The following is a 13,301-nucleotide window of genomic DNA, read 5'->3' as shown; positions in this document are numbered from 1 at the left end:
GTGACTGTGTCCGTCCCGCAACGCCTCGCCCCATGGTTGAGGGACGCAATTGCGTTGCTTTCCCTGCCCTTCTAATATGGGTGTGGCGCAGGCATCGCGCGGGAGAGACAGATGGGCCGCCAGCCGAGCAGCAAGCCAACCAGCTTCGATATCGCTTATCTGGCGGGCGTATCGCAGCCGACGGTCAGCCGCGCGTTGCGTGGATCGCGCTCCGTCAGTCTCGCCACACGGCAACGGATCGAGGCGATCGCGCGCGAACTCAACTATTCCGTCGACAAAAATGCGTCATCCCTGCGATCGCAACGATCGAACACCATCGCCCTGCTGTTTTTCGAGGATCCGACACCGGACGAATCCAACATCAACCCCTTCTTCCTGTCGATGCTGGGGTCGATCACGCGGCAATGCGCCGCGCGTGGGCTGGACCTGTTGATTTCCTTCCAGAAGATGGAGGATGACTGGCATGTCCGCTATCAGGACAGCCATCGCGCCGACGGACTGATCCTGCTCGGCTATGGCGACTATACGCTCTATACCCAGCGGCTGGAGCAACTGGTCGGGCATGGCACGCATTTCGTGCGCTGGGGATCAGTGAGCGACGCGAATATCGGCGCCACGGTAGGATCGGACAATGTCGGCGCAGGGCGGCTTGCGGGCGAGCATCTGCTGGGGCTGGGCCGACGACATATCGCCTTTCTGGGGCATGCCGATGAACATTATCCCGAATTTGCCGATCGGTATCGTGGTCTGTGCCATGCGATGGCCGCGCAGGGTATTGCGTCCGACCCTGTCCTTCAGGTCGATGCCCTGACCGCTGAAGATGCCGGCCATGCTGCTGCACGGATATTGATCGCGCGCGACGTCGCCTTCGATGCGATCTTTGCCGCCAGTGACCTGATTGCGATCGGCGCAATGCGTGCGCTGGCGGAGGCGGGACTGCGGGTGCCGCAGGACGTGGCGATCGTTGGTTTTGATGACATTCCGGCCGCCAGCCTGACCAGTCCGCCGCTCACCACAATCATGCAGGATATGAAGGGCGCAGGCGAATTGCTGGTGGACACCGTCATGGCGCAGGTGGAGGAACGGCCTGCCCCGCCCGCCATGTTGCCCGCGCGCCTGGTCGTGCGGCGCAGCACAGCGGCCTGAACGACGGCCAGCTATAAATAAACGCGTCGCAGCAATTCCACCAGCATTCCAGTCTCAGCGGCGCTGAAGCGATTTTTGAGCCATCTTTCATGCTCGGCGATGCAGATGCGGGCTTCAGCGAGGGCTACATGCCCAGCCTCGGTCAGGCTGAGCGTCTGACGCCTGCGATCCTGCAAAGAGGCGCCACGACGGACGAAACCGCGGTCCTGCATGCGGTTGACGATCGCCATGACGCTGGCCCGGTCCATCTTCAGCCGGCGGCCGATGTCAGCCTGAGCGATGTCGGGCTGGTCCTCGATCAGCCAGAGCACCGCCACCTGCTTTTGGGTCAGGCCCAGGTCGCTGAAGGTCTCGGTAAAATGCTGGTAGACCGCTGCGCTGGCCAGCCGGATATGGAAACCAAGCAGCCCGTCAATGCCGCTGAGACGAGGGTCGGGGAACAGGCCAAGCGGCTCCATATCGTCCATATTAGTCATGATAACAGTGTGCGGACTAAAGGCGTGAACGTCAATCATCGGCTTGAAAAAATGTTAGCATCACATACAATCTATCCTGCATAACAGGAGAGGATCAGGCCTTGGCGCATTTCCCGGACACGCCCGCTTTCACGGGATTCAACACGCCCTCCCGGATCGAGGCGGACATTGCCGATCTGGATGTGAGGGGGACAATTCCGGTTGAACTCGATGGTGCTTTCTATCGTGTGCAGCCCGACCCGCAATTTCCGCCCCTGCTGGGTGACGATATCGCGTTCAACGGTGACGGCATGATCGCCATGTTCCGTTTCAGGGATGGCAAGGTCAGCCTGCGCCAGCGTTGGGCAAAGACGGACAAGTGGAAGCTGGAGCATGCGGCGGGTCGCGCGCTGTTCGGGGCCTATCGCAATCCGTTGACGGATGATCCCGCGGTTAAGGGCAAGATCCGCGGAACAGCCAACACCACCGCCTTCATCCATAGCGGGCGGCTTTATGCCCTGAAGGAGGATAGCCCGGCGCTGGTGATGGATCCGGCCACGTTGGAGACGGACGGCTATACCCGGTTCGATGGCGCGATGACCGGCCAGACCTTCACCGCCCATCCCAAGATTGATCCGGCAACCGGCGACATGATCGCATTCGGCTATGCGGCCAAAGGCGTGCTGACGCGCGACATGACCTATTATGAAATTGCGCCGGGCGGCATGCTGAAGCGCGAACTTTGGTTCGAACTGCCCTATTATGCGATGATGCATGATTTCGCGATCACGCCGGATTATGCGCTGTTCCATGTCGTGCCCAGCACATCCAGTTGGGAACGGCTGGAGCAGGGCTTGCCGCATTTCGGCTTCGACACGACATTGCCCGTCTATCTGGGGGTGTTGCCGCGCCGGGCGGATGCGACCGGCGCCGATGTGCGCTGGTTCCGGCGCGACAATTGCTTCGCCAGCCATGTCATGAACGCCTTTCAGGACGGTACGAAAATCCATTTCGACACGCCCGAGGCGAAGAACAACATGTTCCCCTTCTTCCCCGACATCCATGGCGCTCCGTTCAATGGGCAGGAGGCTGCGAGTTTTCTCACCCGCTGGACCGTAGACATGGCGTCCAACGCCCAGGATTTCGCCAGCGTGCGGCGACTGACCGACATGATGGGGGAATTTCCGCGCATCGATGATCGCTTCACCGGCTTGCCCTATCGTTATGGCTGGTTGCTGGTGATGGATCAGACCAAGCCGGTAGAGTTGAAGGGCGGCAGCCCATCGGGGATGCTGATGAACACGCTGGGCCTGATCGACCATCGGACCGGGCAAGAGCAACGCTGGTGGTGCGGGCCAGTATCGTCCCTACAGGAACCCTGCTTCATCCCGCGCAGCCCGGATGCGCCGGAAGGCGATGGCTGGATCATTCAGGTCTGCAACCGGCTGGAGGAGCATCGCAGCGATTTGCTGCTGTTCGATGCGACCGACATCGGCAAGGGGCCGATTGCCGAGATACAGGTGCCGATCCGCCTGCGCTTTGGCCTGCACGGCAATTGGGCGGACGCTGATCAGATTGGACTTTAGAGCATTTTCGAAGCAGATGGCATCATCTGCTGGATCGGAAAATGCGGAAAACAAAAGAGAAATAGAGCGTGATCCGGTTCAGAATGAACGGATTATGCTCTATACCGCTTCACCCGCCGATCGCGCGCGGTGCAGCAGGCTGGCATGGTCGCGCTCCACGCGCCGGAGCAAGGCCAGCAGGAGCAGCACCAGAAGCGGTGCGACCCAGTTGATCGACAGGATCGCTCCGCCAAGATCGCCGCCCCGCGCATCGCTGATCATCCCCACCGCATAAGGGCCGATGCCAAGGCCGAAGATGGTCGACACGACGATATAGAGGCTGACCGTCAGCCCGCGCATCCGCGGCAGCACCTGTTCGAACAGCACCGCATAGAGCGGCGGCATCCACATGGTCAGGATCAGGCTGTAGAGGGTGAAGCGCAGGTAGAAACCAGCTGCGTCGCCCGCGCGATAGACCCAGAGCGCAATCAGCGGCGACAGGCCCATGGCGAACAGCGCGACCCACACCCGGCGCGACAGGCGATGCGCGCCGATCCGATCGGACAATGGCCCGGCGATCAGCGGTCCGATCACGCCCAGCGCGGCGGACAGCAGGCCGAATTGCATGCCCGTTTCCGCTGGCGAAAGGCCATAGCTTTGCATCAGAAAGGACGGCGTGAAGCCCATCACCCCATAGTTGATCACGCCCTGCAATGATCCGGCCGCAATGCAGAGCAACAGCGAGGGATTATGGATGATGAGCGCGCAGGCGACGGGATCGCGCCGCTTGAGGCTCTGAATCAGATTGAGGATCACGATCGCGCCGAAGCCGATCACGCTCCATTGAACGACATGGGGCCTGATGGCGATGCCGCCCAGCAGCAGGGGCGGGCGGGGCGAAAGCGCTTCCGCCCAGCGGGCGGCCAGCGCTGCGGCAAGGATGATCAGGGCGATCAGGCCGATATTGCGCAACCATGCGCGCCCGCTCGCGCGCGCCTGAGCGAAGCCGAGCCAGTGAAAGCCCGGCGTCACCGATCCCAGCAGCGTGACGCTGGCGCGGAAGGGATGCGGATCGGGCGGCGTCGATATGCCGTCGATCGCGCCGCGTTCCGGTTCGGCAAGGCGGCTCATCAGGAAAGCGATCAGGAAGCCGGGCAGGGCGGCCATGGCGAAGGCGAATTGCCAGCCTTTCAGGCCCAATGGCGCAATGCCGGTCGCGTAGCGCGCATCCCACCATTGCGCCGCCACCCCGCCGATGATCAGCGATCCGCCAAGGCCGATGGCGATCGCGGCGGCCATCACCGCCATCACCATGCCGCGTTTCTCGCGCGGGAAATAGTCATAGGCCAGGCTCGTGCCCGCCGGTTGCGACGCGGCTTCGCCGATGCCGACGCACAGGCGCGACAGCATCAGCGTGAAGAATCCGGTCGCCAGCGCCGCGCCGCCGGTCGCCAGTGACCAGAAACCGATGGTGATCGCCAGCAATTTCGTGCGTATCCACCCGTCCGCCAGACGTCCCAGCGGCAGCGAGAAGAGCGCGTAGAACAGTGCGAAGACGGTGCCGTAGAGAAGCCCCATTTCCGCGTCGCCAATCTCCAGGTCCGCCTTGATCGCCGGCGCCAATATGGCGAGGATATTGCGATCGAGCAGGCTGACGAGGTTGGTGCCGGCGATCAGCGCCAGCGCATAATAAGCGGTCGACCGCGCCGGGACCGGGCTTCTCACAGGCGAAACACGCGCTGCGCGTTGCTCTGCATCAGCTTGCGCCTGGCGTCGTCCGATATGTCCAGCAGGTCGTGGGTGCGCACCTCATCCGCGACATATTGATAGGGATAGTCCATCGCATACATCACCCGATCCTCCCCCAGCACCGACTGCGCGAATTTTATGGCTGGTTCCCACGCCATGCCACTGGTGGTCACGCAGACATTGGACCGCATATAATCATATATGCTCTTCCTGAGCGGCTTCATCCGCTCATAGCGTTGCGACCGCACGCCGGCCTGATGCATATAATCCAGCCGATAGAGCCAGTAGGGCAACGCCTCCCCCATATGGCCGACGATGATCTGCAAATCGGGATAGCGATCGAAAATGCCGATGGTGATGAGCCGCAGCAGGTGCATCCCCGTTTCTACGCCAAAGCCGAAGATCGCGCCGTCCAGCCCCGCATCCAGCATCGGCCCGATCATGCTGTCGGGCGGCGTGGACGGGTGAATATAAAGCGGCTGGCCCGTGTCGGCGAGCGCGCGAAAGATCGGATCGAACTTCGCATCGTCCAGATATTCGCCCTGCGTATGGCTGTTGACCATCACCCCTTTGAAACCCAGTTCGCCCGCCCCACGCCGTATCTCGACGGCGGACCAGTCCGGGTCTTGCGGCGCAATGGAGGTCATGCCGACGAAGCGGCTGGGATGGGCGGCGCAGCGTTCGGCCAGAAGATCATTGGCGCGGCGCACCATGGTCTTCGCCTCGTCCGTATCGAGCAGAGGCTGCACGCCCGGCGACGTCAGCGACAGGATCGCCACATCGATGCCGGCCGCGTCCATGTCCGCCAGCCGCCGGTCGCCCAGATCCAGCAATCGGTCGATGATCTGCGTCGCCCGCTCCGATGGCGATTGCGCGTAAAAGCCCCAGAGGGACACCATGCCCCGATCCGCCGTCCCGTCGCGCACCATGCGCAGATAGGCGTCGATCTGTTCGCGCGTGGCGAACGCCTCTTCGGTGGCGATGCGCAAATAACCGCGATCGCCGCCGGTCTTCAATATATGCGTCATGGATTATCCTTCATGCACGGCCTTGGTGACGAGGCAGGCGTCGATCCCTTCCGGCCCGTCCTCCGCGCCGTGGCCCGACCATCTCACCCCGCCAAAGGGCGAATCCGATCCGCCGATCATCGCTGTGTTGATGCCGACCATCCCGGCCTCGATCGTGCGCGCGACCCGGCGCTGCCGCGCGGCGTCGCTGGTCCAGACATAGGCAGCCAGGCCATAGGGCAGGCGATTGGCCTCCGCGATCATCGCCGCTTCATCCGCATAGCTGTTGATCAGCGCGACCGGACCAAACGGCTCTTCATTCATGATCGCAGCATCCGTGGGGACAGCCGCCAACACCGTTGGCGTGAAGAAGAACCCTGCATTGCCAATGCGTTCTCCGCCAGTTTGCAGACGCGCGCCTTTCGCCACGGCGTCCCCGATCAGCCGGTCCATGGCGTCCAGCCGCCGGGCATTCGCCATCGGACCCATGACGCTGTCGGTCGCGGCGCCATCTCCCACGCGCACCGCCTTTGCCCGTTCGATAAATCCTGTCAGGAAACGATCATAAGCCGCTGATTCTATGATGAATCGTGTCGGCGAAACGCAGACTTGCCCGGCATTGCGATATTTCCCCGCGACCAGCGTATCGAGCGCCTTGTCCATGTCCGCATCGGCAAAGACCAGCACCGGGCCATGCCCGCCCAATTCCATCGTCGTGCGCTTGCAATCCTCCGCCGCCAATTTGGCAAGATGCTTGCCGACGCTGGTGGAGCCGGTGAAGCTCATCTTGCGGATGACGGGCGACGCCAGCAGATGGCGCGACACTTCATCGGGCACGCCGAACACCGCCTGCGCGACATCGCCGGGCAGGCCGGCGTCGATCAGGCATTGCACTATGGCAAGCGCGCTGGCCGGGGTCTCCTCCGCCGCTTTCAGGATCACCGAACAGCCCGCCGCGATCGGCGCGCCCAGCTTGCGGCCGGGATTGCCCAACGGAAAGTTCCAGGGCGCAAAGGCCGCAACCGGCCCGACCGGCTCCTTCGTGACCGTCGATCGCTGGCCCGCCGGGCGGACCAGCGCGCGGCCATAAAGCCGAAACACCTCCCCGGCGTAGAAGTTGAACAGGCCGACATTCATCATCACTTCGATGCGCGCTTCGGCCAGCGTCTTGCCCTGCTCCAATGTGGCGATGCGGGCCAGTTCCTCCTGCCTCTCGACCATTAATCGCGCTGCCCCTTGCAGCACCGTCGCCCGCTCGTGCGGCGTGGACTCGCGCCAGCGATCGAAGCCCCGCTGCGCCGCCGCTAGCGCCGCGTCCAGATCCGCCGCATCCGCCAGCGGCAGGTCTGCCAGCGCCGCGCCGGTGGCGGGATTGACGACCTTGTGGGTTCGCCGCCCGCCACCCGACAGCCGTTGGCCGTCGATCAGCAGATAGAGATCGGGATAGGCCATGGGATCAGGCGCTCACCGCTTCGCGCGCCGCGCGTTCCCGTTCAATATCCCCCTGCCAGCGTTCGGCGACGATCGGCTTTCCCGTCACCGGATGGGGCATGTGGAACGGCACCAGCCTGTGCGTCGGCCACAGCCAATGATCCTCGATCAGCGCATCCGGCCCGGTCGGATCCTGCGGATAGGTGATCTTGGGGAAGGGCACATATTGCGCCGGCGTATTGGCCCAGCCCGTGTCGAAATCGGCATGCCATTGCGGCATATAATTCAATATCTGAATGCGCCACACGCCATCGACCTTGCGGTAGGTGTTTTCATAAATGCCGCCTTCCCACCATTGGCGCGCGCCCAGCATGGGGTTGGCCGGATCGGCATAATCCTTGTGCCGGCCCGCCTGCATCATCGACCGGGCGCGGGCATGGGCGGTTACGCCATCGGGATCGATGTCGACAATGTCCTGCAATTGCGGATGGTCGAGCAGGAAGCCGTCGATCGGGCCATTGGTGCCATGGGTGAAGCGCTTCTGGAACCGTTCGACATAGAGGCGGCGAATGCCTTCCTTGCCGCGCCAGATGCCGCCGAAGAAGCGGACTTCGCCATCCTCGGTGAACAGGTCGACGGTTTCATTATAGAGGCATTTGTCGATCAGATAGCCGTAGAGATGCTGGAGCTTGCGCACATCCAGTTCATCCTCGCGCCGTTGCAGGCGACTGGCGAGTTTCGATACGGTCTGCTCCAGCTTGGCGATACGATCAGCGTCGGACATATTTCTCTCTCCCATTATGATGTGATTTGCCGGTCAGGCGGTCTCGGCGACCAGTCGCTCCACTTCCTCGCGATAGGGGCGGATGGCGCGGATCATGCACAGCGTCGCGACCGGCAGCAGCAGGCTGGCCGTCAACACCAGCGTCTTCCACAATTGCGCCGGATCGCCGACGATATAGTCCTGCACCAAACCGACCAGAAAACTGCCCATCGCCCCGAAGAAGGTGAACATGAACAGATAGATGGCCGTCACCTGTCCGCGCATCGCATTGGGGGCGACGCGCTGGATCGCGGCATTTTGCGGCACCGCGCCGGCAATGCCGAACATCGCGCCGACGCTGGCGACGCCCAGCGAGGCATAGCCATTTGGCATCATCGGCGCGGCGATGGCGCAGATGGTGACGCAGCCAAAGAAGATGGCGGCGGCGCGGACATTGGCGTCGGCATGGCGTTTGGCCAGCCACTCCACAAATATTCCGCCCAGCAGCAATCCGGTCAGCGACGCCACCAGCGTCAGCGATCCCATCACCGCGCCGATCTGCGCCTCGCTCCAGCCATAGGTGCGGATCATGAAGGGCACGCGCCAGAATTGCAGGCCGAACGTCTCGATCGCGCTGAGCGCCAGCCCCGCGAACAGCGGATAATAGACGCGCCGCTTGGCATGGATCGCCCTGGCCGCATCCAGCCCCGTGAACGTCAGGATGCGCCGGCCGATGGAGGCATTTTGCGGCAGCGTCGCGGGCGCGCTGGCCAGCGTCTGACGCGGCGGCTCCTTGATCGTCAGAAACAACAGGGCGATAAGCAGCGCCGGCATTCCCAGCCAGATCATTAGCCATTGCCAGCCCAATATGGTCAGCCCGCCATGCTGGGTCGGCACCCATCCCGCCGCCGTCGCAATCAGCATCCCGCCGATCGCCGGTCCCAGCGTCATGCCGCCGATGAAACCGAATTGCAGCAGCGCAAAGGCGCGGGTCAGGATGCGCGGCGGAAAGGCGTCCGCCAGCAGCGAGTAGGAGGAGGGGGCATGGGCCGACCCTCCCGCCGCCAGAAACACGCGCGTTCCCACGAACTGGCCGAAATTTTGCGCGATCCCGCCCAGCGACGTGATGACGCCAATCGCCGCGACCCCGCCAGCCAGCACATATTTGCGTGGGAATATATCGGCCAGCCGCGCCAGCGGAATGCCCACAAACAGATAGCAGATGATGCTGGCAGGCCCCGCCAGAAAGCCCAGTTGCGAATCGGACAGGCCAAAGTCCGCCTTGATCCGTTCCGCCAGCATGGCGAACACCACCTGTTCGAAAAAGGTGATGAAGGTCGCCAATATGATGACGAACAACGCCCAATAGGCCGCCGCCATCGAATAAGTCTGCGCAACCGGGCGGGCGGGGTCTGGCGGCGGCGCGCCATCCGCTTCCCACAGGCTGTCGGTCGCAATCGGCGCGGGCGCCAGGGCCATGACCTTCTCCTCTCCATTCCTCCCTTTGTTCACAGGGATGAAATTTCGGCTTGGCGAATTTGTAAGTGATCTATACGAATATGGCGAGCGAAAAATGCACGACCGTTACAAAGGTCGGCAACAGGATCGATCAAGGAGATGAGGATGCTGGAATTTGCCGGAAGAACCGCTTTCGTCACCGGCGGGGCCAATGGGATTGGCCTTGGCGTCGTGCGCGCCTTGCTGGCGCAAGGGTGCAAGGTGGCGATCGCGGACATTCGCGAAGAGGCGATCGCCGACGCGCTCAAGACGCTGGACAATCAGCATGTGATGGGCGTGCCGCTGGACGTCGCGTCGCGCAGCGGCTTTGCCGACGCGGCCGACCGCGCGGAGGCGGCGCTTGGCCCGGTCAGCCTGCTGTTCAACAATGCCGGGATCAACCTGTTCCAGACGATCGACGAATCCAGCTATGACGACTGGGACTGGGTGATGGGCGTCAATCTGCACGGCGTCATCAACGGCGTGATGACCTTCGCGCCGCGGATGAAGGCGGCGGGGCAGGGCGGCCATATCGTCAACACCGCATCGATGGCCAGTTTCCTCTGCGGCCCGGCGCCGGGCATCTACAACACCACGAAATTTGCGGTGCGCGGCATGAGCGAGTCGCTGCGCTACAGCCTGGCCCCGCACGGCATCGGCGTGTCGGTGCTTTGCCCCGGTCTGGTGAAGAGCCACATCTACGCCAGTGATGCAATCCGGCCCGAAGCATTGAGCGCAACGGCGCGCCCGGTGGACAGCGCGGCCGTCGACCGACTGGCGCAAATCCATCAGTTCGGCATGGAGCCGGACGTGATCGCCGCCCGCACGCTCGATGCGATCCGGGAGAACCGTTTCCACATATTTTCCCATCCCGAATTTCGCGACGAACTGGAAACGCTTTTTGGCGAGATATTGGCCGACTTTCGCGACTATCCGTCAGACAGCGGTTTCGCCGAACGCACCGGGTTCGAGAAAATTCGCCGGTCCAGCTATGAAAATGCCCGCCGCTCCGCCCGCGCTCGTGGGTAAATCAGCTATTGCAAATCGATTGCAGCATCACTAGCCGACAGCCGGGGATGGGCAAACCGTATCGATGTTAATCGGCGCGGTTCCGTCTCCGGGTCGTTTGCCGGCCCTTCAATCAGGGCAGGACCATCGTGACGCGTCGCATCTTCTTCCAGATTCATTGGTTCCTCGGGATCACCGCCGGCCTCGTGCTCGCGGTGATGGGCGTCACTGGCGCCATGCTGAGTTTCGAAGACGAAATCATGGCGGCGATCAGCCCTGGCATCGTCACCCTGACGCCCGGAACCGGCGCGCCGCTTGCTCCCGATGCGATCATCGTCCGCGCCTCTGCCCAGCGCGACGGGCTGCGCGTCGCATCGCTCACGGTGGAGGATGATCCTGCCCTTGCCTGGCGCGTCCAGTTCGATCCGGTGAAGGGCAAGGGTCGGCGCGGCGAGCGCAGCTATGTCGATCCGCGCGACGGCCGCCTGCTGGGCGCGGCGAACGGAACGGGCTTTTTCCGCACGATCACGGACCTGCATCGTTGGCTCGCATTGCCGGGCGGGGGCAATGGCATTGGCCGTCAGATCACCGCCTTTTCCGCCATTGCGCTGATCTTCTTCGCCCTGTCGGGCCTCTATCTGCGCTGGCCGCGCCGTGCGCTCGACTGGCGCGCCTGGCTGGTGCTGGATCTGCGCAAGAGCGGTCGCAACCTCTATCGTGCGCTTCATGCCGTGATCGGCGGCTGGATCGTGCTGTTCTACCTGCTTAGCGCGACGACCGGCCTGTGGTGGTCCTATGACTGGTATCGCCAGGGCGTGCTGTATACGCTTACCGGCAAGACCAGCCGGGGAGAAGAGCCGCGCGGCGATCGTGGCGAGAAAATGAAGGTTGAAACGCCGTCTCTGGCGCTTGCCTGGCCGGCGCTGGAACAGGCGACCGGCGGCCATTTCGAATCCGTCACCATCACCCTGCCCAAGGCGCAGGGGCCGGTCGGCTTCCGTGTGCTGTTGCCCGACGCCCGGCATGAACGGATGACCGACATGGTCGAAATCGACCCGGCGAACGGCCGCGTGCTCAAGGTCGCGCGCTATGCCGACAAGAGTGTCGGCGAAGTCATCACCACCAGCATGCTCGAAGTGCATCGCGGCGCGATTTTCGGCATGCCCGGCCGCCTGTTCCTCTTTGTCACCAGCCTGACGATGCCGCTGTTCACCATCACCGGCTTTCTCCTCTATTTCGCCCGTCGTCGGCGCAAGCGGCCGATCGATGATCTGCCCGTGGAAACCCCGGCGGCGGCGGGCGCATCCGACCTTCTGGTCGCCTATGCCAGCCAGACCGGCGGGGCGGAGCGTCTGGCGCGGCAAACAGCTGCTGCGCTGGGGACCAGCCATATTGTGCCGCTGGCGTCGGTCGATGCCGATCAACTGGCGCAGGTCGATCGCGCGCTCTTCGTGATCAGCACCTATGGCGAGGGCGAGCCGCCAGACCGGGTGCGGCGCTTCGCGCGGCAGGATATGGCCGAGCCGCCCGCGGCCGGGCATCTCCATTATGCCGTGCTGGCTCTGGGCGACCGGGAATATGCCGATTTCTGCGCCTTCGGTCATCAGGTCGACCGCTGGCTCCACGCCGGCGGCGGACAGCGCCTGTTCGACATGATCGAGGTGGATGGCGAGGATGCCGACGCCCATCGTCAGTGGCAGCAGCAACTGGCCGCGCTCGGCGCGCGCGCCGATGCGCCCGACTGGGCACCCGCCGACTATGCCAAATGGCGACTGATGGATCGCCGCCTGCTCAATCCCGGCAGCGCCGGCGGCCCGGCCTATCTGATCGCGCTGAAGCCATGTGATGGCGTGACGCCGGACTGGGAAGCGGGCGACATTGCCGAAATCCTGCCGCGCAACGATCCGCAGCGCGTCGCCGCCCTGCGCGCGCGCCATGGCGAGGTAGTCGATGCGGAGCAGCTGGCGACATCCATCCTGCCTGCGGATGAAGATGCGCCGCTCACGGATCTGCGCCCGCTGCCGCATCGCGAATATTCGGTCGCCTCGATCGCGTCGGACGGACGCATCGAATTGCTGGTGCGTCAGGTGCGGCGGGATGATGGCTGGCTGGGTCTGGGATCGGGCTGGCTGACGCGTCATGCGCCGGTCGGTAGTGAGATTGACCTGCGCGTGCATGCCAATCCCGGGTTTCACGCGCCGGCGGACGGCAGGCGCCTGATCCTGATCGGCAACGGGACGGGACTGGCCGGGCTGCGCGGTCATCTGCGACAGGCTGCCGCGCGCGGGGTGGGCGGCCACTGGCTGTTCCTGGGAGAACGCAGCGCCGCCCATGACGCCTTCCTTGGCGAAGAACTGGAACAGATGCTGGCCGATGGCACGCTCAGCCGTCTCGACCGCGCTTTTTCGCGCGATCCTGCCTGCGGCCGCTATGTCCAGCATCTGGTCGAGGCGCAGGCGGAAGCGCTGCGGCTCTGGGTGGAGCAAGGGGCCGCCATCCTTGTCTGCGGCAGTCTGGAAGGGATGGCTCCGGCCGTCGACGCTGCTCTGCGCGCTGCCTTGGGGGACGACAGGTTGGAGGCGATGGCCGAAACGGGACTGTACCGCCGCGACATCTATTGACCTCAGGGCCGCCACTCTCCTCTCCGGGCGAACGCCATATTCTCTGTCAAAATCGCGGT

At 63.6% G+C, this 13,301-nt stretch carries 10 protein-coding genes; 4 read left to right on the top strand and 6 right to left on the bottom strand.

Translation table 11 applies throughout. From position 1 onward, the window contains the following. The first annotated feature begins 111 nt into the window (after nt 1-111). Nucleotides 112-1,146: a LacI family DNA-binding transcriptional regulator gene (locus ACFOKF_RS20920; protein ID WP_380798454.1), complete on the top strand. Its 1,035-nt coding sequence runs from the start codon at nt 112-114 to the stop codon at nt 1,144-1,146. Nucleotides 1,147-1,157: 11 nt separating this feature from the next. Here ACFOKF_RS20920 and ACFOKF_RS20915 read toward each other — a convergent pair whose 3' ends face one another. Then, entirely contained in the window at nt 1,158-1,604 is a 447-nt protein-coding gene (locus ACFOKF_RS20915; RefSeq protein ID WP_380798452.1) for a MarR family winged helix-turn-helix transcriptional regulator, read from the bottom strand. 119 nt (nt 1,605-1,723) lie between these two features. Between ACFOKF_RS20915 and ACFOKF_RS20910 the strand changes: the two genes are divergently transcribed. Beyond that, nucleotides 1,724-3,187 (top strand): carotenoid oxygenase family protein, encoded by a 1,464-nt coding sequence (locus ACFOKF_RS20910; RefSeq protein WP_380798451.1) that lies wholly within the window; start codon nt 1,724-1,726, stop codon nt 3,185-3,187. Between the two features lie 99 nt (nt 3,188-3,286). Here ACFOKF_RS20910 and ACFOKF_RS20905 read toward each other — a convergent pair whose 3' ends face one another. Genes ACFOKF_RS20905 through ACFOKF_RS20885 form a run of 5 tightly spaced genes read right to left on the bottom strand, consistent with a single transcriptional unit; the run spans nt 3,287 to nt 9,595 of the window. Next, complete coding sequence (locus ACFOKF_RS20905; RefSeq protein ID WP_380798450.1) at nt 3,287-4,891, bottom strand: MFS transporter; 1,605 nt, start codon at nt 4,889-4,891, stop codon at nt 3,287-3,289. Next, complete coding sequence (locus ACFOKF_RS20900) at nt 4,888-5,943, bottom strand: amidohydrolase family protein (protein ID WP_380798448.1); 1,056 nt, start codon at nt 5,941-5,943, stop codon at nt 4,888-4,890. The genes ACFOKF_RS20905 and ACFOKF_RS20900 overlap by 4 nt, the downstream gene beginning before the upstream one ends. Nucleotides 5,944-5,946: 3 nt before the next feature. Next, entirely contained in the window at nt 5,947-7,374 is a 1,428-nt protein-coding gene (locus tag ACFOKF_RS20895) for an NAD-dependent succinate-semialdehyde dehydrogenase (protein WP_380798447.1), read from the bottom strand. Nucleotides 7,375-7,378: 4 nt separating this feature from the next. After that, nucleotides 7,379-8,137 carry a nuclear transport factor 2 family protein gene (locus tag ACFOKF_RS20890; RefSeq protein WP_380798446.1) on the bottom strand — a complete coding sequence of 253 codons (759 nt, stop codon included), beginning with the start codon at nt 8,135-8,137 and terminating at the stop codon, nt 7,379-7,381. A 33-nt stretch (nt 8,138-8,170) separates the two neighbouring features. Continuing rightward, a complete protein-coding gene (locus tag ACFOKF_RS20885) occupies nt 8,171-9,595 on the bottom strand; it encodes an MFS transporter (protein ID WP_380798444.1) in 1,425 nt (474 codons plus the stop codon). 144 nt (nt 9,596-9,739) lie between these two features. On the opposite strand from ACFOKF_RS20885, the gene ACFOKF_RS20880 reads away from it, so the two are divergent. Further along, nucleotides 9,740-10,642 carry an SDR family NAD(P)-dependent oxidoreductase gene (locus ACFOKF_RS20880; RefSeq protein ID WP_380798443.1) on the top strand — a complete coding sequence of 301 codons (903 nt, stop codon included), beginning with the start codon at nt 9,740-9,742 and terminating at the stop codon, nt 10,640-10,642. 128 nt (nt 10,643-10,770) lie between these two features. Beyond that, nucleotides 10,771-13,242: a PepSY domain-containing protein gene (locus ACFOKF_RS20875; RefSeq protein WP_380798442.1), complete on the top strand. Its 2,472-nt coding sequence runs from the start codon at nt 10,771-10,773 to the stop codon at nt 13,240-13,242. The last annotated feature ends 59 nt before the right edge of the window (nt 13,243-13,301 follow it).

It is taken from the genome of Sphingobium rhizovicinum, assembly GCF_042647625.1.
GTDB classification, from domain to species: Bacteria; Pseudomonadota; Alphaproteobacteria; order Sphingomonadales; family Sphingomonadaceae; genus Sphingobium; species Sphingobium rhizovicinum.
The sequence above is the reverse complement of the archived record's forward strand: the minus strand, read 5'-3'. Positions and strand labels throughout refer to the sequence as shown.

Coding starts and splice junctions, on each gene's coding strand:
- ACFOKF_RS20900 (WP_380798448.1), bottom strand. CDS start 5,943: ATGACGCATATATTGAAGACCGGCGGCGATCGCGGTTATTTGCGCATC.
- ACFOKF_RS20915 (WP_380798452.1), bottom strand. CDS start 1,604: ATGGAGCCGCTTGGCCTGTTCCCCGACCCTCGTCTCAGCGGCATTGAC.
- ACFOKF_RS20880 (WP_380798443.1), top strand. CDS start 9,740: ATGCTGGAATTTGCCGGAAGAACCGCTTTCGTCACCGGCGGGGCCAAT.
- ACFOKF_RS20890 (WP_380798446.1), bottom strand. CDS start 8,137: ATGTCCGACGCTGATCGTATCGCCAAGCTGGAGCAGACCGTATCGAAA.
- ACFOKF_RS20885 (WP_380798444.1), bottom strand. CDS start 9,595: ATGGCCCTGGCGCCCGCGCCGATTGCGACCGACAGCCTGTGGGAAGCG.
- ACFOKF_RS20895 (WP_380798447.1), bottom strand. CDS start 7,374: ATGGCCTATCCCGATCTCTATCTGCTGATCGACGGCCAACGGCTGTCG.
- ACFOKF_RS20920 (WP_380798454.1), top strand. CDS start 112: ATGGGCCGCCAGCCGAGCAGCAAGCCAACCAGCTTCGATATCGCTTAT.